Annotated in this window: 19 protein-coding genes; 6 read left to right on the plus strand and 13 right to left on the minus strand. The window is 74.2% G+C overall.

Translation table 11 applies throughout. From position 1 onward, the window contains the following. Nucleotides 1-249, plus strand: a 249-nt coding sequence (locus ICW40_RS16130; RefSeq protein ID WP_221655032.1) for a DUF4439 domain-containing protein, incomplete at its 5' end; no start/stop codon positions are given. A 54-nt stretch (nucleotides 250-303) separates the two neighbouring features. Here ICW40_RS16130 and ICW40_RS16135 read toward each other — a convergent pair. Further along, complete coding sequence (locus tag ICW40_RS16135) at nucleotides 304-2,115, minus strand: proline--tRNA ligase (RefSeq protein ID WP_221655033.1); 1,812 nt, start codon at nucleotides 2,113-2,115, stop codon at nucleotides 304-306. A 129-nt stretch (nucleotides 2,116-2,244) separates the two neighbouring features. Here ICW40_RS16135 and ICW40_RS16140 point away from each other — a divergent pair, with 129 nt between their 5' ends. Continuing rightward, nucleotides 2,245-3,108, plus strand: a complete 864-nt coding sequence (locus ICW40_RS16140) for an Fpg/Nei family DNA glycosylase (RefSeq protein WP_221655034.1) — start codon at nucleotides 2,245-2,247, stop codon at nucleotides 3,106-3,108. 179 nt (nucleotides 3,109-3,287) lie between these two features. On the opposite strand, the gene ICW40_RS16145 is transcribed toward ICW40_RS16140, so the two are convergent. The 4 genes from ICW40_RS16145 to ICW40_RS16160 form a co-directional block, all read right to left on the minus strand. Next, the gene (locus ICW40_RS16145) at nucleotides 3,288-4,313 is read right to left on the minus strand and encodes a type IV toxin-antitoxin system AbiEi family antitoxin domain-containing protein (RefSeq protein WP_221655035.1); all 1,026 of its coding nucleotides are present in this window, start codon (nucleotides 4,311-4,313) and stop codon (nucleotides 3,288-3,290) included. 378 nt (nucleotides 4,314-4,691) lie between these two features. Beyond that, a complete protein-coding gene (locus ICW40_RS16150; RefSeq protein WP_260459324.1) occupies nucleotides 4,692-5,579 on the minus strand; it encodes a GNAT family N-acetyltransferase in 888 nt (295 codons plus the stop codon). Between the two features lie 81 nt (nucleotides 5,580-5,660). After that, on the minus strand, nucleotides 5,661-6,791 hold the full coding sequence (ispG, locus tag ICW40_RS16155) for a flavodoxin-dependent (E)-4-hydroxy-3-methylbut-2-enyl-diphosphate synthase (protein WP_221655045.1): 1,131 nt from the start codon (nucleotides 6,789-6,791) through the stop codon (nucleotides 5,661-5,663). Nucleotides 6,792-6,840: 49 nt separating this feature from the next. Next, nucleotides 6,841-8,145: a M50 family metallopeptidase gene (locus ICW40_RS16160; protein WP_221655036.1), complete on the minus strand. Its 1,305-nt coding sequence runs from the start codon at nucleotides 8,143-8,145 to the stop codon at nucleotides 6,841-6,843. A 161-nt stretch (nucleotides 8,146-8,306) separates the two neighbouring features. Between ICW40_RS16160 and gabT the strand changes: the two genes are divergently transcribed. After that, nucleotides 8,307-9,704: a 4-aminobutyrate--2-oxoglutarate transaminase gene (gabT, locus tag ICW40_RS16165; RefSeq protein WP_221655037.1), complete on the plus strand. Its 1,398-nt coding sequence runs from the start codon at nucleotides 8,307-8,309 to the stop codon at nucleotides 9,702-9,704. Between the two features lie 36 nt (nucleotides 9,705-9,740). Here the strand turns inward: gabT and ICW40_RS16170 are convergent, their stop codons facing one another. The 6 genes from ICW40_RS16170 to ICW40_RS16195 all read right to left on the minus strand — a co-directional run bounded on the left by ICW40_RS16170 (nucleotide 9,741) and on the right by ICW40_RS16195 (nucleotide 16,934). After that, on the minus strand, nucleotides 9,741-11,057 hold the full coding sequence (locus ICW40_RS16170; RefSeq protein WP_221655046.1) for a saccharopine dehydrogenase family protein: 1,317 nt from the start codon (nucleotides 11,055-11,057) through the stop codon (nucleotides 9,741-9,743). Nucleotides 11,058-11,097: 40 nt separating this feature from the next. Then, on the minus strand, nucleotides 11,098-11,925 hold the full coding sequence (locus tag ICW40_RS16175; RefSeq protein WP_221655047.1) for an ABC transporter permease: 828 nt from the start codon (nucleotides 11,923-11,925) through the stop codon (nucleotides 11,098-11,100). 80 nt (nucleotides 11,926-12,005) lie between these two features. After that, nucleotides 12,006-12,935, minus strand: coding sequence for an ABC transporter permease (locus tag ICW40_RS16180; protein ID WP_221655038.1), 930 nt, complete (start codon nucleotides 12,933-12,935; stop codon nucleotides 12,006-12,008). A 3-nt stretch (nucleotides 12,936-12,938) separates the two neighbouring features. After that, nucleotides 12,939-14,084, minus strand: coding sequence for an ABC transporter ATP-binding protein (locus ICW40_RS16185; RefSeq protein ID WP_221655039.1), 1,146 nt, complete (start codon nucleotides 14,082-14,084; stop codon nucleotides 12,939-12,941). Further along, complete coding sequence (locus tag ICW40_RS16190; RefSeq protein ID WP_308121858.1) at nucleotides 14,084-15,319, minus strand: ABC transporter substrate-binding protein; 1,236 nt, start codon at nucleotides 15,317-15,319, stop codon at nucleotides 14,084-14,086. The genes ICW40_RS16185 and ICW40_RS16190 overlap by 1 nt, the downstream gene beginning before the upstream one ends. 169 nt (nucleotides 15,320-15,488) lie before the next feature. Next, nucleotides 15,489-16,934, minus strand: a complete 1,446-nt coding sequence (locus ICW40_RS16195) for a gamma-aminobutyraldehyde dehydrogenase (protein ID WP_221655040.1) — start codon at nucleotides 16,932-16,934, stop codon at nucleotides 15,489-15,491. 193 nt (nucleotides 16,935-17,127) lie between these two features. Between ICW40_RS16195 and ICW40_RS16200 the strand changes: the two genes are divergently transcribed. From ICW40_RS16200 to ICW40_RS16210, 3 genes are read left to right on the plus strand one after another with little or no spacing between them, the layout of a single operon-like run. Next, nucleotides 17,128-17,598: an Lrp/AsnC family transcriptional regulator gene (locus ICW40_RS16200; RefSeq protein ID WP_221655041.1), complete on the plus strand. Its 471-nt coding sequence runs from the start codon at nucleotides 17,128-17,130 to the stop codon at nucleotides 17,596-17,598. Beyond that, nucleotides 17,595-19,019: an aspartate aminotransferase family protein gene (locus ICW40_RS16205; RefSeq protein WP_374199170.1), complete on the plus strand. Its 1,425-nt coding sequence runs from the start codon at nucleotides 17,595-17,597 to the stop codon at nucleotides 19,017-19,019. Before ICW40_RS16200 ends, ICW40_RS16205 begins: the two co-directional genes overlap by 4 nt. Next, nucleotides 19,004-20,482: an NAD(P)/FAD-dependent oxidoreductase gene (locus ICW40_RS16210; protein ID WP_308121859.1), complete on the plus strand. Its 1,479-nt coding sequence runs from the start codon at nucleotides 19,004-19,006 to the stop codon at nucleotides 20,480-20,482. The genes ICW40_RS16205 and ICW40_RS16210 overlap by 16 nt, the downstream gene beginning before the upstream one ends. A 36-nt stretch (nucleotides 20,483-20,518) precedes the next feature. On the opposite strand, the gene ICW40_RS16215 is transcribed toward ICW40_RS16210, so the two are convergent. Continuing rightward, a complete protein-coding gene (locus tag ICW40_RS16215; protein WP_221655042.1) occupies nucleotides 20,519-21,178 on the minus strand; it encodes a response regulator transcription factor in 660 nt (219 codons plus the stop codon). Continuing rightward, the coding region (locus ICW40_RS16220; RefSeq protein WP_221655043.1) for a sensor histidine kinase at nucleotides 21,166-22,320 on the minus strand (1,155 nt) is incomplete at its 5' end. The genes ICW40_RS16215 and ICW40_RS16220, both read right to left, overlap by 13 nt.

The following is a 22,320-nucleotide window of genomic DNA, read 5'->3' on the forward strand; positions in this document are numbered from 1 at the left end:
GACCCGCGCCGGGCGGCCTACGCGCTGCCGGCATCCGTCCTCGACCCGGCCGCGGACCCCACGGCGGTCACGGCCGAGCTCGCGTCGCTCGAGGGGGCGCTCGTCGTCTCCTACGCGGCGCTCGTCGCGCAGGCCGAGCCCGGCGCGCGCAGCCCGGTCGTCGACGCGATGCTCACGGCCGCGCGCCGGGCCACGTCGCTGACCGGTCAGACCCCGGCGTTCCCCGGGCTGCCCGAGCGCGCCGCCTGAGCCGGCCCGCCCCCGCGGGAACGGGCCCACCCGGCGACGGGCGAGCCGTGCGGCTCAGCGCTCCAGCAGGGCCGTGACGAGGTCGGCGACGTGGTCGGCTGCCTGGCCGACGGGCACCTGCTCCGCCTCCGGACGCGCACCCGCCTCGAGACCCGCGTCGCCGGCCCGTCGCAGCCGGACCTCGACGACGCCCTCCGCCAGACCCCGGCCGACGACCACGACGACCGGGATCCCGAGCAGCTCGGCGTCGGCGAACTTGACGCCGGGCGAGACCTTGGGCCGGTCGTCGTACAGGACCTCCACGCCGCGGCCGTGCAGGTCGGCGGCCAGCTCCTCGCAGGCCGCGAAGACGGCCGGGTCCTTGCCGGTCGCCACGAGGTGCACGTGCGCCGGCGCGACCTGCACGGGCCAGGCCAGGCCGGCGTCGTCGTGGTTGGTCTCGGCGAGCGCGGCGACGGCGCGCGAGACGCCGATGCCGTAGGAGCCCATCGTCACCGTCACGGCCTTGCCGTTCTCGTTGAGCACGCTCAGGCCGAGCGCCTCGGCGTACTTGCGGCCGAGCGCGAAGATGTGGCCCATCTCGATCCCGCGCGCGAGCTCGAGCGGTCCCGACCCGTCGGGCGCGGGGTCGCCCGCGCGGACCTCGGCGGCCTCCACGACGCCGTCGGCCGTGAAGTCGCGGCCCGCGACGAGGTCGAACACGTGCCGGCCCTCCTCGTTCGCCCCGGTGATCCAGCGCGTGCCCTCGACCACGCGGGGGTCGAGGAGGTAGCGGACGGCGGCCTCGCGCCCGGTGTGCGCGCGGCCGAGCACGCCGGGGCCGATGTAGCCCTTGACGAGCTCGGGGTGCCGCGCGAAGTCGGCGTCGGTCGCGGCGGCGACGGTCGCGGGCGAGACGGCGGCCTCGAGGCGCTTGACGTCGACCTCCCGGTCCCCCGGCACACCGATCGCGACGACCTCGCGCTCGCCGTCGGCCTGCTCGAGGACGACGACGACGTTCTTGAGCGTGTCGCCGGCGGTCCACGGCCGGTCCGCACGCGGGAAGTGCGCGTTCGCGTGGTCGACGAGCGTCGCGATCGTCGGCGTGTCGGGCGTCTCCTCGACGTGGGCGGCGGGCGCGTCGTCGTAGGGCACGGGCTCGGGGACCGGAGTGGTGACGGCCTCGACGTTCGCCGCGTAGCCGCCGGCGGACCGCACGAACGTGTCCTCGCCGATGGACGTCGGCATGAGGAACTCCTCGCTGCGCGAGCCGCCCATCGCCCCGGACATCGCGGCGACGGCGACGACGTCCATGCCGAGCCGCGCGAAGATCCGCAGGTACGCCTCGCGCTGGCGCTGGTACGAGGCCTCGAGCCCGGCGTCGTCGACGTCGAACGAGTAGGCGTCCTTCATGACGAACTCGCGGCCCCGCAGGAGGCCTGCGCGAGGACGTGCCTCGTCGCGGTACTTGGTCTGGATCTGGTAGAGCGCGAGCGGCAGGTCCTTGTAGGACGAGTACAGGTCCTTGACGAGGAGCGTGAAGAGCTCCTCGTGCGTGGGGGCGAGCATGTAGTCCGCCTCCTTGCGGTCCTGCAGGCGGAAGACGTTGGGGCCGTACTCCGTCCAGCGGCCCGTCGCCTCGTAGGGCTCGCGGGGCAGCAGCGCCGGGAAGTGGACCTCCTGCGCACCGATCGCGTCCATCTCCTCGCGGACGACGCGCTCGATCTTCCGCAGCACGCGCAGGCCGAGCGGCAGCCACGTGTAGATGCCGGGCGCGGCGCGGCGGATGTAGCCGGCCCGCACCAGGAGGCGGTGGCTCGGCACCTCGGCGTCGGCCGGGTCCTCCCGCAGGGTGCGCACGAACAGGGTCGACATCCGCAGCAGCATGGGCGTCAGCCTAGTGGCGGGTCCGCGGCCACCCGTGCCGCGAGCGCGGCCGGCGGGACGCGGGTCGCGGGCCCGCAGGGCCGGCGCGTGCGGGTACCGGTCCCGCCGCGGAGGCGGCACCATGACCCTGTGCCCGAGCTGCCCGAGGTGGAGTCCCTCGCCCGCTTCCTGACGTCGCGCGCGCAGGGCCGGACGGTGGCCTCCGTCCAGATCGGCGCGATCAGCGCGCTCAAGACGTTCTCGCCCGCGCCGTCGGACCTCGTCGGTAGGCAGGTCGCGCACGTCGGTCGGCACGGCAAGTGGCTCGACCTCGCCACGGTCGACGGGCCGCACATGCTGTGGCACCTCTCGCGTGCCGGCTGGGTGCGCTGGTACGACGAGGTCCCCTCGACCGTGCTGCGACCCGGGAAGTCCCCCATCGCGCTGCGCCTGCGGCTCGACGACGGCGCCGGCTTCGACCTCACCGAGGCCGGCACGCGCAAGCGGCTCGCGGTCCACGTGGTGGCCGACCCGGCCGAGGTCGAGATGGTGGCGACGCTGGGCGTAGAGCCCATGTCGGAGGAGTTCACCGTCGAGCGGCTCGCCCAGCTGCTCGCCGGCCGCAACCAGCAGCTCAAGGGCCTCCTGCGGGATCAGCGTCAGATCGCCGGGATCGGGAACGCCTACTCCGACGAGATCCTGCACGCCGCGCGCATGAGCCCCTTCGCGCTCAGCCGCTCGCTCGACGCCGACGCGGTCGCGCTGCTGCACCGCACGATCCGCGAGGTGCTCGCAGGTGCGCTCGAGGCGTCGAGCGGCCGCCCGGCCGCCGAGCTCAAGGACTCCAAGCGCCGGGGCATGCAGGTGCACGGCCGCACGGGCGAGGCCTGCCCGGTGTGCGGCGACACCGTGCGCGAGGTCTCGTTCGCCGACTCGTCGCTCCAGTACTGCCCGACGTGCCAGACGGGCGGCAAGCCCCTCGCCGACCGCCGCATGAGCCGCCTCCTCCGCTGACCACCCGCCGGCGGCCGCGGGGGCGACCGACCCGCCCGCGCGCGTCGCCCGGCGCGCGCCGCCCCGCGGGCGCACCCGCACTCACGCTGCCGGCCGTTTCGAACACCAGGGCACAAGCCCGGGATCCGGATCCCTGTCGGACGCGCCGTTGTTCGTCGCGGCTCGGGTCGCCCCTGCGGCTAGGGCAGGCCCAGGGCCGCGCGGAGGCGCCTGAGCCACCTGGCGGGCGCATGCAGGTCGGGAGTCCCCCAGCGGACCACGTGGAGCCCGACGGCCCGGACCCTGTCCTCCCGGACCTTCTCATCCCAGAGGACGTCCTCCGGTGGCCGACCCGACGGGTTCCGTCTGCCGTACTTGACCCGACCATCGAACTCGCCGACCACCCCGGCGTCGGGCCAGTAGAAGTCGACCCGTCCGACGACGCCGTCGTCATCCATGATCACGTGCTGGCGCTGCGGCGGCATGATCCCGTGCTGGTGCAGCAGCACCGCGCTCCACGACTCGCCCGGGCTCTCGGACTGCGGGGACGCCAGCTCGACGCACTGACGCGACCGCCCGACGCCGCGCAACCCCGTCATCGTCGCCACGACGGCGGCGAGCTCCGCGGACGTCGTCATCCCGCGTCGCAGGGCGACGTCGGCGGCCACCACCCCTGGGACCAGCCCGTCGAGGCGAGCGGCGTCGAGGCACGCGCGCGCCGGCTGCGCGACCGCTCCCGACAGGCGTGCGCGGAGCTGCTCTGGTGGCGGCGACGCGGCGCTGCGGAAGACGCTCCGCCCCGACGCGTTCGGCGCAGAGCCGACCGCGACGTGCACGTGGGACGGCTGCCCGAAGACGGGGAGCCCGAGCTCGGCCACGGCGGCGCTGCCCAGGAGCACGGCCGACGGGTGGCGCTGCCGCACGGCCCTCACGGTCGCGAGGAAGGCCGTCTGCGGCGTCTCGACACCGGCGGGCAGCCGATAGGCGTCGCGGTGGATCCGCACGAGCTCGCCCTGCCGCACCAGCGTCGCGATCTCGCCCGATGCCAGTCCGAACCGGCTCAGGCTGCGTCGATCGAGGACCCCACCGCTCCCTTCCGCGAGCAGCGTGAGGCCAACGGCAAGCGGCTCACCCAGTGCCCGTCCAGGCAGGAGTCCGCGTGCCACGTCGGCGTCGTGCAGGACGTCGTCGTGCCGGGCTTCTCGCACTGTGCGCACCGGCCTCATGCCGTCGACGATGCCCCGTCCGCGAGACCGGTCGATGACAGGACCGTCGGGCCTGGGGACCGCCCGCGCCCGCACGAACGCGGTGGACGACGCCGTTCGAGGCAACGCTCCGAGACGCGCACCCCGCTCGCGACGCCGCCGCCGCCGCCAAGGCCCTGACGAACAACGACGCAGAACCACGACAACCAGATCCCACGGACCTGCGCCGTTGTTCGTCGGGCACGTGGCGGCCCCCGGGCGCCGCGGCGGCCGACCGGTGGCAGCGCGAGCGCGGCGCGGATCGTCGACGGCCGGGCCGGGGCGCGCCTGTGCCGGAGAGGCGGCGCGGGGGGTGGCGGCGCGGCGTGGGCAGGCTGGCGGGGCGGCTGCGGCCCGGGGCTAGAAGAGGACCGTGGCGTAGGTGCCGACGCGGCGGAAGCCGACGCGCTCGTACGTCGCGAGGGCGCCGGTGTTGTAGTCGTTGACGTAGAGCGACACGAGGGGCGCGGTGACGCCGAGGGTCTGGGCGACGACGGCGGCCATGCCGTGCACCGCGAGGCCGCGCCGGCGCCGACCGGGCGGGACCCACACGCCCTGCACCTGCGCGACCATCGAGCTGACCGCGCCCAGCTCGGCCTTGAACGCCACCTCGGGCCCGGCCGGACCACGGTCGACGCGGACGAAGGACCGGCCCTCCTCGAGCAGGCCGCGGACCCGCGCCTCGTAGGCACCCGGGCTGCCGAGCAGCGGCGAGTAGCCGACCTCCTCGACGAACATCTGCACGCAGGCCGGCAGCAGGAGCGCGAGCTCGTCCGGACGGCCCAGGCGGACGGCCGGGTCGGGCTGCACGAGCGGCGGGTGGTCGATCACCATCGACGGCTGCGTGGCGCGGACCTCGCGCGGCGGCCCCCACGAGTGCTCGAGCCGGGACCACAGGCCCAGCACGGCGTCGGCCGGCCCGACGATGGACGAGCAGCGGCGCCCCTGACGCAGCGCCTGCTCGGCGAACGAGTCGAGGGCCGCCGTGTCGTCGGGGGCGCACACCGGGACGAGGTTGGCGCCCGCCCAGCACAGGGCGGTCAGCCGCCCGCCGGACTCGTGCCCCCAGACGGTCGAGCCGCCCCGCACGCTGCCCATCGCGAGCGCGGCCTCGATCCGCGACGCCGCCAGCACGGAGCCGACCGGGTCCTGCGCGCACAGCGCTGCCGCCGCGCGGAGGTCGACGTCGGGCACGACGTGCGCCGGTGTGCCCGTGCGCCATCGACCCATGTCGCGATTCTGCACCATGGGCGGATCCTCCCCCTCCGCGCGACCCGCCGCAGCGGGAGCCCCGAACGCCGTGCGAGGCGCCGGCGCCGGCGGCGTCGGTCAGGAGACGGAGACCACCGGGGCGCCGCCCTCGGCCGGCTCCATCGACTCGGCGATGCGCATGGCCTCCTCGATGAGCGTCTCGACGATCATCGACTCGGGCACGGTCTTGACGACCTCGCCCTTGACGAAGATCTGGCCCTTCCCGTTGCCGGACGCCACGCCCAGGTCGGCCTCGCGTGCCTCACCCGGGCCGTTGACGACGCAGCCCATGACGGCGACCCGCAGCGGGACCTCGAGCCCCTCGAGCCCGGCCGTCACGCGCTCGGCGAGCGTGTAGACGTCGACCTGCGCGCGGCCGCAGCTCGGGCACGACACGATCTCGAGCTTGCGGGGGCGCAGGTTGAGCGCCTGGAGGATCTGGATCCCGACCTTGACCTCCTCGACCGGCGGCGCGGAGAGGGAGACGCGGATGGTGTCGCCGATGCCCTTGCTGAGCAGGGCGCCGAACGCGGTCGCCGACTTGATGGTCCCCTGGAACGCCGGGCCCGCCTCGGTCACGCCGAGGTGCAGCGGCCAGTCGCCGCGCTCGGAGAGCAGCTCGTACGCGCGGACCATGACCACGGGGTCGTTGTGCTTGACCGAGATCTTGAACTCGTGGAAGTCGTGCTCCTCGAAGAGCGACGCCTCCCACACGGCCGACTCCACGAGCGCCTCGGGCGTCGCCTTGCCGTACTTCTCGAGCAGCCGCTTGTCCAGCGAGCCCGCGTTGACGCCGATCCGGATCGAGACGTTCGCGTCCTTGGCGGCCTGCGCGATCGCGCCGACCTGGTCGTCGAACTTGCGGATGTTGCCCGGGTTGACGCGCACGGCGGCGCAGCCGGCGTCGATCGCCGCGAAGACGTACTTGGGCTGGAAGTGGATGTCGGCGATCACCGGGATCTGCGACTTCCGGGCGATGATCGGCAGCGCGGCGGCGTCCTCCTCCGTCGGGCACGCCACGCGGACGATGTCGCAGCCCGACGCCGTCAGCTCGGCGATCTGCTGGAGCGTGGCGTTGATGTCCGACGTGCGCGTCGTCGTCATCGACTGCACCGACACGGGCGCGTCCCCGCCGACGTGGAGCGAGCCGACCTTGATCTTGCGCGTCGGGCGGCGAGGGGCGAGGACGGGCGCCGGGGCCTCGGGCATGCCGAGGTTGATGGGGATGCTCACCGCACCAGTATCCCCCCGTCGCGCCTCAGCCGAGTGTGACGGGCGCGACGAGGTCGGCGTACAGCAGGAGGACGCCCATGAGCGCGAGGACCGCGAAGACCCCGTACGCGAGCGGCATCATGCGCGCGACGTCGGCCGGCGCCGGCCGCGGGAGGCCCCGCAGGCGCGCGACCTGCCGCTTGCCGCCCTCCCAGAGCGCGCCCACGACGTGCCCGCCGTCGAGCGGGAGCAGCGGGATGAGGTTGAAGACGAACAGGGCCATGTTGAGCGACGCGAGCACCTGCAGCAGGCTCGCGACCCGCCAGGTCAGGTCGACGTCGGCGGCCGCGATCTCGCCGGCCACGCGGCCGACGCCGACCGGGCCGATGACGGACGACGCGTCGCGCTCCTCGACGCCGACGACGGCCTGGACGACGTCCCACAGCCGCGCGGGCAGCGTGAGCACCACCTCGGCGGTGCCGGCGAAGAGCCGACCGACCTCGCCGGGGACGGCCGAGATCGGCTGCGGCTGCAGCTCGCGCGTGGGGCTCAGGCCGACGTAGCGGGTCTCCTCGGTGACGACCTGCCCGTCCTCGTCGAGCACCATCGCGCCGGTCTCGTCGTCGAACACGGGACGGTCCGCGAGGACGGGGGCGAGCTCGAGCGTGAGGCGCTCCCCCGCACGCTCGACGACGAGCGGCACGGACGAGCCGTCCGACGCCGCGACAGCGGCCTGGAAGTCCGCCCACGACTCGACCGGCGCGCCGTCGAGCGAGACGAGCTCGTCACCCGGCTCGAGGCCGGCCTGGGCTGCCGGCACCGGCGGGTCGCCGGGGGCGCACTCCTCCTGCGTGATGGGCCGCACGCAGTCGCCGACGACCCCGACCGTGGTGGAGAGCGCGGGCAGACCGATGCCCACGAGCACCACCAGCAGCAGGACGGCGGCGATGAGCAGGTTCATGAACGGCCCGCCGAGCATGACCACGAGCTTCTTGGGCGTGCTCAGCCGGTAGAACGCGCGCTGCTCCTGACCGGGCAGCACCTCCTCGGCGCTCTGCTCGCGCACCGCCGTGACCAGCTCACCGATCCGCCCCGGGCGCGGCTGCGCGCCCACGACGTCGGCCGGCGGGAACATCCCGATGAGGCGCACGTAGCCGCCGAGCGGGATGGCCTTGAGCCCGTACTCCGTCTCGCCGCGCGTGCGCGACCACAGCGTCGGGCCGAACCCGACCATGTACTTGCTCACCCGCACGCCGAACCGCTTCGCGGGGACCATGTGCCCGACCTCGTGCAGGGCGATCGAGACCAGGAGCCCGAGCAGCAGCACGAGCAGGCCGATCACGTACTCCATGGGGCGCCTTCCGTCCGGTGTGCGGCACCATCATGCCTCGCGCGGGCGCCCGCCCCGTACGCACGTGGGAGCGCCGGGCAGGACGCGACCGCCGCCCACGACGACGAGATCCGTGGCCGTGGCACCACCGCGACGAGCGACCCGGCCACTAGCATCGCGCCATGAGCACGCGATCCGCAGCGCCGCAGGTCACGACGTCCGCCTGGCCGGACCTCGGCCACCTCCGCCCGGGCCACCTGCCGCAGGAGCGGCGCGTCGTCGGACCGGTCCCCGGGCCGGCCTCCGTCGCGCTGGGCGAGCGCCGGGCGGCCGCCGTCGCGGCCGGGGTCGCGAGCACCCTGCCGGTCTACGTCGAGCGCGCCGGCGGAGGGGTGATCGTCGACGTCGACGGCAACGTCTTCGTCGACCTTGCGTCGGGCATCGCGGTGACCTCGGTGGGCAACGCGGCGCCCGCGGTCGTCGACGCGGTCGCGGCGCAGGCCGCCGACTTCACGCACACCTGCTTCATGGTGGCGCCGTACGAGGAGTACGTGGCGGTGTGCGAGGCGCTCGCGCGCCTCACCCCGGGCGACCACCCCAAGCGCACGGTGCTCGTGAACTCGGGCGCCGAGGCGGTCGAGAACGCGGTCAAGGTGGCCCGCCGCGCGACGGGCCGGCCGGCCGTCGTCGTGCTCGACCACGCCTACCACGGCCGCACGAACCTCACGATGGCGATGACCGCCAAGGCCATGCCCTACAAGACCGGCTTCGGCCCGTTCGCGGGCGAGGTCTACCGCGTGCCCGCGTCCTACCCGCTGCGCGAGGCCGCCCCCCTCACGGGCGAGCAGGCCGCCGCCCGCGCCGTCGCGGTCCTCGAGAAGCAGGTCGGCGCCGACCAGGTCGCCTGCCTCGTGGTCGAGCCCGTGCTGGGCGAAGGGGGCTTCGTCGTCCCGGCACCCGGGTTCCTGCCCGCCCTCGAGCGGTGGTGCCGGGCGAACGGCGTGCTGCTCGTCGCCGACGAGGTCCAGACGGGCTTCGCGCGGACGGGCGCCATGTTCGCGTGCGACCACGAGGGGGTCGTGCCCGACCTCGTCGCCATGGCCAAGGGCATCGCGGGCGGTCTGCCGCTGGGAGCGGTCACCGGACGCGCGGAGCTCATGGACTCCGTCCACCTCGGCGGGCTCGGCGGCACGTACGGCGGCAACCCGCTCGCGTGCGCCGCCGCGCTCGCCGCGATCGAGCTGTACGAGAGCGCGGACCTGCCCGCGGCGGCGCGGCGCATCGAGGAGCTCGTGACGACACGCCTGCGGGACGTCGCGACGCGGGCGCCGCAGGTCGCCGAGGTGCGCGGTCGCGGGGCGATGCTCGCGATCGAGCTCGTCCGCCCCGGGACGCTCGAGCCCGACCCGGCCGAGGCGGCACGCGTCGCGCGTGCGTGCGCGAAGGAGGGCGTGCTCGTGCTCACGTGCGGCACGTACGGGAACGTCGTGCGGCTCCTGCCGCCGCTCGTCATCGACGAGGCGCTGCTGCGGGACGGTCTCGACGTGCTCGAGCGCGCGCTCCTCGCCCGCCCGGCCTGAGCCGCCGGTCCGGCCCGAGCCGCCCGCGCCCCGGCGTCAGGGCGTGCGCTCCTCGAGGCCCCACGGCGACCCGTAGCCCTCCGGCGCCGGCGCCGCGAGGAGCTCGAGGAACGGCACGGCGTCGAACGCCTCCGGACCGAGCACGCCCGAGCCGGACCAGCGCCCGTCGGCGAGCAGCTCGAGCGCGACGAGCGGGTTCACGGCGGTCTGCCACACGACGCACTGGGCGCCGTACCGCTCCATCGACCACGCGTTGTCGACCACGTGGTGCAGGTAGACCTCGCGTCGACCGCCGTCGGTCCCCGTGCCGGTGACGAGGACGCCGGCGCACGTCGCGCCTCGCATGCGGTCACCGAGCGTCGCCGGGTCCGGCAGGCACGCGGCGACGACGTCGCGCGGGCTGACCCGCACCGTCGTGGGCGTGCCGTCGGGCGTGGTCCCTCGCACCGTGACCGGGTCGGTGCGGTCGAGTCCTACCGTGTGCAGCGTGCGGAGCACCGCGATGAACTCCTCGCCGAGCCCGTACTTGAAGGTCACCTTGCGCGCGTCGAGGAACCGCGGCATGAGGAGCACCTCCTCGTGCTCGACGTGGACGCACTCGACGGGGCCGATGCCGCCCGGGAACTCGAAGACCTCGGGCTCGTGGAACGGCGGAACGGTGTACCAGCCGGCCTCCGTGCTCCCGCCTTCCTCGGCGCGCGCGGCCTCCCACACGACCGGCGGGTTGAGGCACTCCTCGATCGTCGTCCAGATGGAGAAGGACGGGGCGAACATCGGCTCGCCGTCCTCGCCCAGCACGACGAGGTTCGAGCCGTCGCGCGTGCCGAGCTCGTCGATCTCGCTGAAGAGGTGGTCGGACGCGTACTGGGCGAAGACGTCGGACAGGCCCGGCTCGACACCCATGCCGACGAGCGCGAGGCGGCCCGCGCCGGCCCACCGGTCCGCGGCCGCGAACTGCTCGTCGCCGAGCTTGACCCCCGGGCGTGCGTAGGGCTCGGTCGGGTGCGGCCGCGAGAGCGACATCGCCATGTCGAGGTAGTCCGCCCCGGCGGCGAAGGCGCCGTCGAACACGGGCATCACGAACCGCGGGTCGACGGCGTTGAGCACGTGCGTGATGCCGTGCTCGCGGGCGAGGGCGGTCACGGCGCCCGCGTCCGACGCGTCCACGCGCGCGGCGACGAAGCGGTCGGCGAGCGCCGACGTCGCGGACAGCCCGCGTGCCGCGGCGACGCTCCGCTCGGCCCGGGCGGGGTCGTGGTCGGCCATGACCATGAGCTCGAAGAAGGTGCGACCGGCCGCGGTCCTGGCGACGGCGTCGCCGACCCCGCCGCTGCCGACGACGAGGACCCGCATGGGTGTGCTCATCGGTGCGCTCCGCTCCTGGTCCACGTGGTCATGTGCGCCGACGGCGGCGAGCGGCCGAGACCACCTGGACCGCGACGACCAGCGCGAGCGCGAGGCCGAACATGGCCGAGCCGATCACGTTCGCCTGCGCGGGGATGCCGCGCGTCGCCGAGACGTAGACGAACTTCGGGAAGGTCGTGAAGCTCCCCGAGTTGAAGTTGGTGATGATGAAGTCGTCGAAGCTCAGCGAGAAGGCCAGCAGCGCCGCGGCGAGGATGCCGGGGACGAGCAGCGGGAACGTCACCCGCCAGAACGCCTGCCAGGACGACGCGTACAGGTCGGCCGCCGCCTCCTCGAGCCGCGGGTCGAGGCTCGCGACCCGGGCCTTGACCGTCACGACGACGAAGCTGATGCAGAACATGATGTGCGAGACGACGACGGTGCCGAACCCGGGGTTGATGCGCAGGCTCAGGAACTGGGCGAGGAGCGCCGCGCCGAGGACGACCTCGGGCGTCGACATGGGCAGGAAGATGAGCAGGTTGGCGAGCGTGCGACCGCGGAACCGGTAGCGGACCAGGGCCAGTGCGACGAGCGTCCCGAGGACCGTCGAGGCGACCGTCGCGATCGCGCCCACCTGCAGCGAGTTGACGAAGGCCTCGCACACCGCCGGCGCGCCGCACGGGTTGGCCCAGTTCTCGAGCGTGAACCCCCGCCAGACGAGGTTCGTCCGGCCGGCGTCGTTGAAGGAGAACGCCACGGTGTACGCGATGGGCACCAGCAGGTAGAGGAACGCGAGCGCCGCGAACACCGGCACGACGGCGTCGCCGAGCCGCCAGCGACCCGGGGAGCGCCGCCGCGGACGCCCCCGGTCGCCCAGGGGCGCGGGAGCGGCCGTGCGGTCGGTCCGGTCCGCGACGCCGACGGCCGCGGCGAGCGCACCCGCGCCCTGCCCGCCGCTCACAGCAGCTCCTCCGTCCCGGCACGGCGGACGTACGCGATGACGAGCACGAGGATCGCGACCATGAGGACCACCGACAGCGCGGCGGCGGTCGGGTAGTCGCTCACCTTGAAGAACCGCGAGTCCACGACCTGGCCGATCATGGTCGTCGAGGTGTTGCCCAGCAGCACCGAGTTGACGAAGTCGCCCGACGCCGGGATGAACGTCAGCAGGGTCCCCGAGACGACGCCGGGCAGCGACAGCGGGAGCGTCACGCGCCGGAACGTCGTCGGCCCGTCGGCGTAGAGGTCGGCGCCCGCCTCGAGCATCCTCGGGTCGAGGCGCTCGAGGTTCGCGTAGATGGGCAGCGTCATGAACGGCAGGAAGTTGTAGGTGAGGCCCGCGACGACGGCGAAGCCGGTCGCGGTGAGCCGCCCGTCCGGGGGCAGCAGCCCGACCGCGCGGATGGCGGAGACGACGAAGGACTCGTCTGCCAGGATCTGCTTCCACGCGATGGTGCGCAGGATGAAGCTCGTGAAGAACGGCGCGATGACGAGCACCAGGAGCAGCCCCTGGAGGAACGGCCGCCCGCGGGCACGCACCGCGATGACGTAGGCCATCGGGTAGCCGATCGCGAGGGCCGCGACCGTCGCCACGAACGCGTAGGCGAACGAGCGCACGAGCTGCGGCCAGTACGTCGCGAGGGCCGCCGTGTAGTTGCGCCACTCGAAGGCGGGCGCGAACTGGCCGACCTCGCCGCCGGGCACGGGGACGTACAGCGACGTAACCAGCAGCGCGACGACGGGGATCACGAAGAAGAGGCCGAGGTACGCGATCCCCGGCGCGAGCAGCAGGTAGGCACCACCGCGCGCACGACGACGCGGCGCGGCGACGGCGGGGCTCGTCCCACCGCCGCCCTGCCCGTGGCCGAGGGCGCTGACGATGCTCACGGCTCAGGCGCTCTCGTCCAGCGCGACGACGCCCGACGCGACGTCGTCGTCCCCGTCGAGCGCGAACGTGTGCCGCACCGCGCAGGCGAGCCGCACCTGCTCGCCCAGCCCCACCGCGGCGCCGCCGAGCAGGTTCTGCACGAAGACCCCGAGCGTGCCGAGCGCGGGGACCTCCACCTGGTACTGCGTGCTCACGCCCGTGAAGGAGACGTCCGTGACCCGGCCCGGGCCCACCACGTTGCAGTCGTCCGGGACCGCCTCGCCGTCGCGCAGCAGGTGCAGCTTCTCGGGACGCACCCCGACCAGCACGTCACCCGAGGTGCGCACGGCCCGCTCGGCCGGCACGCGCACGCGCGCCCCGCCGACGTCGACCCCCACGAGGGCACCGCCGTTCTCGACGACCGTGCCGCGCAGGAGGTTCGACTGGCCGAGGAAGTTCGCGACGAAGGCGGTCCGGGGCATCTCGTAGAGCTCGGCGGGGCTGCCGAGCTGCTCGATGCGGCCCGCGTTCATCACCGCGACGGTGTCGGCCATGGTCATGGCCTCCTCCTGGTCGTGGGTCACGTGCACGAACGTGAGCCCGACCTCCGTCTGGATGCGCTTGAGCTCGACCTGCATCTGCCGGCGCAGCTTGAGGTCGAGCGCGCCGAGCGGCTCGTCGAGCAGCAGCACCGCCGGGTTGTTCACCACCGCGCGCGCGAGCGCCACGCGCTGCTGCTGACCGCCCGAGAGCTGGTTCGGCCGCCGCTCGGCGAGGTGCGGCAGCTCGACGAGCTCGAGCGCCTGCCGGGCGCGTCCGAGCGGGTCGGGCTCGCGCCGCCGGCGCAGCCCGAACGCGACGTTCTCGAGCACCGTCAGGTGCGGGAAGAGCGCGTAGGACTGGAACACCGTGTTGACGGGCCGCTGGTGGGCACGGGTGTGCGTCACGTCGTCGCCGCCGATGAGGATGCGGCCGTCGCTCGGGCGCTCGAGCCCGGCGACCATCCGCAGCGTGGTCGTCTTGCCGCAGCCCGACGGGCCGAGCAGCGCGAAGAACGAGCCGGCCGGCACCGTGAGGCTCAGGTCGTCCACGGCGGGCACGCCGGCGAACTCCTTCGTCACGCGGTCGAGCACGAGGTCGGCGCCCGAGCGCGCGTCCGGACCCGCCATCAGTTGCCGATCACCGACTGGAACTCGTCGTTGTACCGCGTCTCCTCCTCGGCGCTGAGCGCCCGGAACACGTGGGACCGCGCCAGCGTGGCGTCGTCGGGGAAGATCAGCGGGTTCTCGGCGAGCGACGGGTCGAACGCGTCCATCGCCTCGCGCGCGCCCTCGACGGGGCAGATGTAGTTGACGTACGCGGCCACCTCGGCCGCGACCTCGGGGTCGTAGTAGTAGTCGATGAGCGCCTCGGCGTTGGCCTTGTGCGGGCTGCCGACGGGGATCATGAGGTTGTCGCTCCAGAGCGTGCCGCCCGCCTCCGGCAGCGCGAACTCCCAGTTCTCGCCGTTCTCGAAGTTCAGCACGGTGATGTCGCCGGACCAGCCGATGACGGCGAGCGCGTCGCCCGAGACGAGGTCCTCCGCGTAGGAGTTGCCCTTGACCTGGCGGATCTGCCCCGAGGAGATCTGCTGCTCGAGCACCTCGAGGGCCGCGAAGAACTCGTCGTCACCCCACTCCCCGGCGACGTCGACGCCCTGCTCGAGCATGATCAGCCCGACGGTGTCCCGCATCTCCGAGAGCACCTCGACCCGCCCCGCGAGCTCGGGCGCCCAGAGGTCGGAGACGGTGCGGATGCCGTTCGGCACCTGCGCCTTGTTCCAGGCGACGCCGCCGAAGCCCGACTGCCAGGTGAGCGAGTGCTCGCGACCGGGGTCGAACGAGACGTCCTGCAGGCTCGGCAGGAGGTTCGAGGCGTTGGGGATGTTCGCCTTGTCGAGGGGCTGGGTGTAGCCGAGGCGGATCACGCGGCCGGCCATCCAGTCCGTGAGCGTGATGATGTCCTGGCCGATGTCCTGGCCGTTGGCGAGCTGGCCCTGGACCTTGCCGTAGTACGCGTCGTTGTCGTCGATGTCCTCGGCGTAGTCGACCTCGATCCCCGTCTGCTCGGTGAACCGCTCGAGCGTCGGGTACGTCTGCGACTCGTCGTCGTAGTCCAGGTAGAGCGTCCAGTTGGCCCAGCGGACCTGCTTCTCGTCCGCCGACCGGTCCTCCACGGGACCGCTGCGCTGACCACCCGGCGTGCCCCCCGTGCCGCACGCGGCGAGCAGGGCGGCGACGCCTGCCGAGCCCGCTCCCGCCGCCAGCACCGAGCGGCGTGAGACCGACCTCGACGCGAGCTGCGCCCGCACGAGCGCTCGGACGACGGGGTCTGCAGGCACTCCGCGGGGCAGGGGTCGGGTCACCGTGGGCTCCTCGGGCTCGGGGGGTCGGCCGGTGCAACGGATCGTGGCAGCACGGCACCGGCGGGCACAAGGGAATCCATCGCGGAGTTCGACGTCTGCAACGAAAACGTCACCCGTCGGCAACACCGACGACGGTTCCGCGCGGCTGGAGCCTGTGCCGCGATCACGCTCAGGCGCCGAACGCGCTCATCACGTGCTTGATCCGGGTGTAGTCCTCGAACCCGTACATGGACAGGTCCTTGCCGTAGCCCGAGTGCTTGAACCCGCCGTGCGGCATCTCGGCGACGAACGGGATGTGCGTGTTGATCCACACGACGCCGAAGTCGAGCCCGCGCGACATCCGCAGGGCGGTCGCGTGGTCCGTCGTCCAGACCGAGCTCGCGAGCCCGTAGCGCACGCCGTTCGCGAGGCGCAGGGCCTCGGCCTCGTCGCGGAACGTCTGCACGGTGATGACGGGCCCGAAGATCTCGTCCTGGACGGCCTCGTCGTCCTGACGCAGGCCGTCCACGACCGTCGCCTCGTGGAACCAGCCGATGTCGCCCACCCGGCCGCCGCCCGCGAGCACGGAGGCGTGGTCGGGCAGCCGCTCGAGGAAGCCGGTCACCCGCGCCAGCTGGTCGGGGTTGTTGACCGGCCCGTAGGCGACGTCCTCGTCCGGGCGCCCCGTGCGCGTGCCGCGCGCCTGCTCGGCCAGGGCGGCGACGAAGTCGGCGTGCACCGACTCGTGCACGAGCACGCGCGTCGCCGCGGTGCAGTCCTGGCCGGCGTTGTAGTAGCCGGCCCCCGCGATGCCCTCGGCCGCCGCGGCGACGTCGGCGTCGCCGAAGACGACGACGGGCGCCTTGCCGCCCAGCTCGAGATGCACCCGCTTGACGTCCCGCGCGGCCGAGCCGGCCACCTCCATGCCCGCGCGCACCGACCCGGTGATCGACACCATCGCGGGGATCTCGTGCTCGACGAGCGCCCGGCCGGTGTCCCGGTCGCCGCACACCACGTTGAGCACGCCCGGCGGGAGGAACTCGGCCGCGACCTCGGCGAGCAGCAGGGTGCTGGCGGGCGTCGTGTCGGACGGCTTGAGGACCACGGTGTTGCCCGCCGCGAGCGCCGGGGCGACCTTCCAGATGGCCATCATGAGCGGGTAGTTCCACGGCGTGACCTGCCCCACGACGCCGATCGGCTCGCGCCGCACCCACGACGTGTGGCCCGCCATGTACTCCCCCGCGCTCGCCCCCTCGAGGATGCGCGCCGCCCCCGCGAAGAAGCGCAGCTCGTCGACGCACGGGGGCACCTCGTCCGTCGCGGTCAGCGCGAGCGGCTTGCCGGTGTTGCGCGACTCCGTGCGGACGAACTCGTCGGCGCGCCGCTCGACCGCGTCGGCGACGCGCAGCAGCGCGAGCTGCCGCTCGGCGGGCGTCGCGTCCCGCCACCCCTCGAACGCCCCGGCCGCGGCCCGGAGGGCGGCGTCGACGTCGGCCGCGCCGGACACCGGGGCGGTCGCGTAGGCCTCCCCGGTGGTCGGGTCGACGACGTCGCTCGTGCGTCCGTCGAGCGTCGGCACGGACGCGCCGCCGACGAAGTTCTGGAGCGTGGTGCGGGTGGTGGTGGGTGCGCTCACGGGGACCTCCGTGGTGTGGTCGGGACCGGTCAGGACCTCTCGGCACCGTAGCGCAGCGATCTGGCCCCGTCACCGACGCGGCGTCGCGATATCCGCCATCTCGGCACATGCCTGCGCGCGAATCGGTTCTCGACGGCGGTCTCGGCGACGGAATCACTTGCGCCGGGCGCCGTCGGGAAGGGAGCATCGCGACATGGCCACGTCCAAGCCCGCCCCGGTGACGCTCGACGCGATCTCCAAGGCGATCATCGAGCAGCTGCAGGCCGACGGACGTCGGCCCTACGCGGCGATCGGCAAGGCCGTGGGGCTCTCCGAGGCCGCCGTGCGTCAGCGCGTGCAGCGCCTCGTGGAGTCCGGGGTCGTGCAGATCGTCGCGGTCACCGACCCGCTCCAGGTCGGCTTCACCCGCCAGGCGATGATCGGGATCAAGGCGGAGGGGGACCTCCAGCAGCTCGCGGACGCCCTGGCCGAGATCCCGGAGGTCGACTACGTCGTCATCACGGCCGGTGCCTTCGACATCCTCGTCGAGGTCGTGTGCGAGGACGACGAGCACCTGCTCGAGGTGCTCAACCAGCAGATGCGCACGCTCGACGGCGTCCGGACCACGGAGACGTTCGTCTACCTCAAGCTCCGCAAGCAGCTCTACAACTGGGGGACCAGGTGACCACCACTCCGCAGGACGTGACGGCCGGCGCGGCGGTCGACACCGGGACCACGCCCCGGGGCACGGACCGCTCGCAGGCCGCACGCGACCACCTCTGGGGGCACTTCACGCGGCAGTCCACCTGGGACCAGGGCCCGGTCCCCGTCGTCGTGCGCGGCGAGGGGCACCACATCTGGGACGCCGACGGCCGCCGCTACATCGACGGGCTCTCCGGGCTGTTCGTCGTCCAGGCCGGCCACGGTCGCGCCGAGCTCGCGGACCGCGCGCGGCAGCAGGCGTCGCAGCTCGCGTTCTTCCCGCTGTGGTCCTACGCCCACCCGCAGGCCATCGACCTCGCGGAGCGGCTCGCCGCGTACGCGCCGGGCGACCTCAACCGCGTGTTCTTCACGACGGGCGGCGGCGAGGCCGTCGAGACCGCGTGGAAGCTCGCCAAGCAGTACTGGAAGCTCGTGGGCAAGCCGACGAAGTACAAGGTCATCTCGCGAGCCGTCGCGTACCACGGCACGCCGCAGGGCGCCCTGTCGATCACCGGCATCCCGGGCATGAAGGCACCGTTCGAGCCCCTGGTGCCGGGCGCCCACAAGGTGCCCAACACGAACATCTACCGCGGGCCGGAGGAGCTGCGCGACGACCCCAAGGCGTTCGGCCGGTGGGCGGCTGACCGCATCGAGGAGGCGATCCTCTTCGAGGGCGCCGAGACGGTCGCCGCCGTCGTGCTCGAGCCGGTGCAGAACTCGGGCGGCTGCTTCCCGCCGCCGCCCGGGTACTTCGAGCGGGTGCGCGAGATCTGCGACGAGCACGACGTGCTGCTCGTCTCCGACGAGGTCATCTGCGCGTTCGGCCGGATCGGTGACATGTTCGCGTGCAACGACTACGGCTACGTGCCGGACATGATCACGTGCGCCAAGGGGATGACGAGCGGCTACTCCCCCATCGGCGCCCTCATCGCCTCGGACCGTCTCTTCGAGCCGTTCCGCACGGGCACGACGACCTTCTACCACGGCTACACGTTCGGCGGTCATCCCGTGTCCGCCGCGGTGGCGATGGCGAACCTCGACCTGTTCGAGCGCGAGCGGCTCAACGACCGGGTGCGCGAGAACGCGCCCGTGTTCCGGCGCACGCTCGAGCAGCTGCTCGACCTGCCGATCGTCGGCGACGTGCGTGGCGACGGCTACTTCTACGGCATCGAGCTCGTCAAGGACCAGGCCACCCGCGAGACCTTCGACGACGACGAGAGCGAGCGCCTCCTGCGGGGCTTCCTCTCCCACGCGCTGCTCGAGGCAGGCCTGTACTGCCGGGCCGACGACCGCGGCGACCCGGTGATCCAGCTCGCACCGCCGCTCACGTGCGGACCCGCGGAGTTCACCGAGATCGAGCAGATCCTGCGCGGTGTGCTCAGCGAGGCGTGGGCGCGGCTCTGACCGGCGGCTCCTCGGGCACGGGGCGCCCCGGCGGACCGGCGCTCGACCGGCACGGGCGCGCCTACCGCGACCTGTCCCTGTGGTTCGACCAGCTGGCCACGGCCGGCCCTGACGGCGCGGCCGACCCGCTCGTCCCCCGTCCGGCCCTCGACGCGCCGACCGAGGCCGACGTCGTCGTCGTGGGCGCGGGGCTCACCGGCCTGTGGACCGCGTACCACCTGACCGAGGCGGACCCGTCGCTCGACGTCGTCGTCGTGGACCAGGAGATCGCCGGCTACGGCGCGAGCGGCCGCAACGGCGGGTGGTGCTCGGCCCTGTTCCCGGTCTCCGCGGAGGCGATCGCGCGGCGGCACGGTGCGCCGGCGGCCGCGTCGCTGCGGGCCGCGATGCGGGACACGGTCGTCGAGGTGGCGGCGACGGCGGCCGCCGAGGGCGTCGCGTGCGACGTCGCCGTGGGCGGGACCATCTCCCTCGCACGGTCCCGTCCGCAGCTCGCACGCGCGCACGCCGAGGCCCGCGCGGCGCGGAGGTGGGGGGACGAGGTCGAGGTGTGGGACGCGCACGAGACGCGTGAGCGGCTCGCCGCGACCGACGTGCTCGGTGCGATGTGGTCGCCGGACTGCGTGCGCGTGCAGCCGGCGCGCCTCGTGCGTGGGCTCGCACGCGTCGTCGAGGAGCGCGGCGTCCGGATCCACGAGCGCACGCCCGTGACGCACGTCGCACCGCACGTCGTGCTCGCGGGCGGCCACGCCGTCCGCGCGCGGCACGTCGTGCTCGCGACGGAGGCCTGGGGCGCACGGCTCCCGGTCCGCGGGCGCGTCCCCGTGAGCGGGCGCGGCATCGCCCCGGTGTACTCGCTCATGGTGGCCACCGAGCCGCTGCCGCCCGACGTCTGGGACGGCATCGGGCTGCGCCGCGGCGAGACGTTCTCCGACCTGCGGCACCTGGTCGTCTACGGCCAGCGCACCGCGGACGACCGCCTCGCGTTCGGCGGGCGCGGTGCGCCGTACCACTGGCGCTCGTCGGTGCGGCCGGGCCACGACCGGCACGACGGCGTCCACGCCGCGATCGTGCGCACCCTGCGGGAGATGCTGCCGCAGGTCCGCGACGCGGCGATCACGCACCGCTGGGGCGGGCCGCTCGGCGTGCGCCGGGACTGGGCGCCGTCGGTCGGGCTGGACCCGGCGACGGGCATCGCGTGGGCCGGCGGCTACGTCGGCGACGGGGTCGCGACGACGCACCTCGCCGGCCGCACGCTGGCCGACCTGCTGCGCGGCCGCCGGACCGCCCTGACCCGGCTGCCCTGGGTGGGGCACCAGGGACGGCGCTGGGAGCCGGAGCCCTGGCGCTGGCTGGGCGTGCGCGCGGGTCTCGCGGCGACCGTGCTGGCGGACGCCGAGGAGCGTGCCACCGGCCGGCCGAGCACCGTCGCCCGGCTCATGGCGCCGCTGCTGGGGCACTGACGGGCCCGCTGCCCGTCCGTCGCTCAGGTCCGCCGCTCACGTGCGGCGCTGCGCGTCGTCGAGGTACCGGAGCACGGCCGAGACGCGTCGGTCCGCCCCGTCGTCGGGCGGCAGGTCGAGCTTCGCGAAGATGCTGCGGATGTGCTTGTGGACCGCACCCTCGGTGACGAACAGCCGCCCCGCGATCGCGGTGTTGCCGAGGCCCTCGGCCATGAGCGCGAGCACCTCGCCCTCACGCGGGCTCAGCCGGTCGAGCCGCGGGTCCGACCGCGTGCGCGTGAGCAGCTGGGCGACGACCTCGGGGTCGATCGCCGTGCCGCCGTCGGCCACGCGGCGCAGCGCGTCGAGGAACTCCTCGACGCGTCCCACGCGCTCCTTGAGGAGGTAGCCGAGGCGCGCGCCGCCGTGCGTCAGCAGGTCCGTCGCGAACGCCTGCTCGACGTAGGCCGACAGCACGAGCACCGCGAGCTCGGGCCGGCGCCGCCGCGCCTCGACGGCCGCGCGGATGCCCTCGTCGGTGTGCGTCGGCGGCATCCGGACGTCGACGATCGCGACGTCCGGCTCGTGGTCCTCGACGGCCTCGAGCAGCGCGTCGGCGTCCCCCGCCGTCGCGACCACGTCGAGGCCCTCGGCGCGCAGCAGCAGCGCGAGCCCCTCCCGGAGCAGCGCGTCGTCCTCGCCGATCACGATCCGCACGGCAGGCTCACCTCCAGGGTCGTGGGCCCGCCGAGCGGGCTGGTCAGGTGGAACGCGCCGTCGTGCGCCTCGGCCCGGCGCCGGATGCCCGCCAGGCCCGAGCCGCCGTCCTCGGCCGCGCCGCCGGCGCCGTCGTCCGTGACGACGACGACCAGCCTGTCCTCCGCGGACCGGACCCGGACGGCGACCTGCGTCGCACCGCTGTGCCGCGCCACGTTGGTCAGCGCCTCCGCGACCGCGAAGTAGGCGGTCGCCTCGACCGACGCGGCGCAGCGCACGGGCAGGTCGACCTCGAGCGCGCACCGCACGGGGCTCGACGACGCCAGCCCGGTGAGCGCGTCGGCGAGGCTGCGGTCCGTGAGGACCGGCGGGAGGATGCTCCGGGCGACGGCGCGGAGCTCGGCGAGCGCGTCCTCGGCGGCGCCCTGGGCCCGCTCGAGGATCTCCTCGGCCCGCGAGGGGTCCCGCGCGACGGCGCGACGTGCCGCGCCGAGCAGCACCGTCACCGCGACGAGGCGGTTCTGCGTCCCGTCGTGCAGCGAGCGCTCGATCCGGCGCAGCTCCGCCACGTGGGCGTCGAGCGCGGCCGCGCGCGTCGCGGTGAGCTGGGCGACCCGGAGGGCGAGGTCGGTCCCCGGTCCCGCGGGCAGCAGCCGCCGTCCCGGCCACGCCTGCAGGCGGGCGAGCAGCGGCAGGAGCAGGACCGCCAGCAGGACCCAGCCGACACCGATGAGCCCGACGACGAGCGCGTCGCCCCAGTCGTGCACGGCGAGGTAGGTGATCGCGCCGGACGCGGCGTCGTCCGCGACCGCGCGCCACCACAGCGGGAACGTGACGTCGCGCACCGCGCTGAACGGCAGCGTGATCCCGGCGAGACCGAGCAGGAGGCCGGTGCTCGCGTGCAGCGCGGTCCACGCGACCTCGCGCCGCACGTCGTGGTCCGCGAGCGACGCGCGCAGACCCTGGGGCAGCGGGCCCGGGCCGACGACGACGGCACCCGTCCGCGACAGGCGGGCGCGCTCGCGGTCGGCGACGTGCCGCACGGCGCGCAGGGCGGGCGGCACGAGGAGCAGCCCGACCCCGAGGGCGCACAGGACGACGCTCGCGGCGAGCGCGACGAGGGCGACGAGCGCGAGCACGGC

It is taken from the genome of Actinotalea ferrariae, from assembly GCF_019733465.1.
Classification (GTDB): Bacteria; Actinomycetota; Actinomycetes; order Actinomycetales; family Cellulomonadaceae; genus Actinotalea; species Actinotalea ferrariae_A.

Coding starts and splice junctions, on each gene's coding strand:
- ICW40_RS16135 (WP_221655033.1), bottom strand. CDS start 2,115: ATGCTGCTGCGGATGTCGACCCTGTTCGTGCGCACCCTGCGGGAGGAC.
- ICW40_RS16145 (WP_221655035.1), bottom strand. CDS start 4,313: ATGAGGCCGGTGCGCACAGTGCGAGAAGCCCGGCACGACGACGTCCTG.
- ICW40_RS16150 (WP_260459324.1), bottom strand. CDS start 5,579: ATGGTGCAGAATCGCGACATGGGTCGATGGCGCACGGGCACACCGGCG.
- ispG (WP_221655045.1), bottom strand. CDS start 6,791: ATGCCCGAGGCCCCGGCGCCCGTCCTCGCCCCTCGCCGCCCGACGCGC.
- ICW40_RS16160 (WP_221655036.1), bottom strand. CDS start 8,145: ATGGAGTACGTGATCGGCCTGCTCGTGCTGCTGCTCGGGCTCCTGGTC.
- gabT (WP_221655037.1), top strand. CDS start 8,307: ATGAGCACGCGATCCGCAGCGCCGCAGGTCACGACGTCCGCCTGGCCG.
- ICW40_RS16170 (WP_221655046.1), bottom strand. CDS start 11,057: ATGCGGGTCCTCGTCGTCGGCAGCGGCGGGGTCGGCGACGCCGTCGCC.
- ICW40_RS16185 (WP_221655039.1), bottom strand. CDS start 14,084: ATGGCGGGTCCGGACGCGCGCTCGGGCGCCGACCTCGTGCTCGACCGC.
- ICW40_RS16200 (WP_221655041.1), top strand. CDS start 17,128: ATGGCCACGTCCAAGCCCGCCCCGGTGACGCTCGACGCGATCTCCAAG.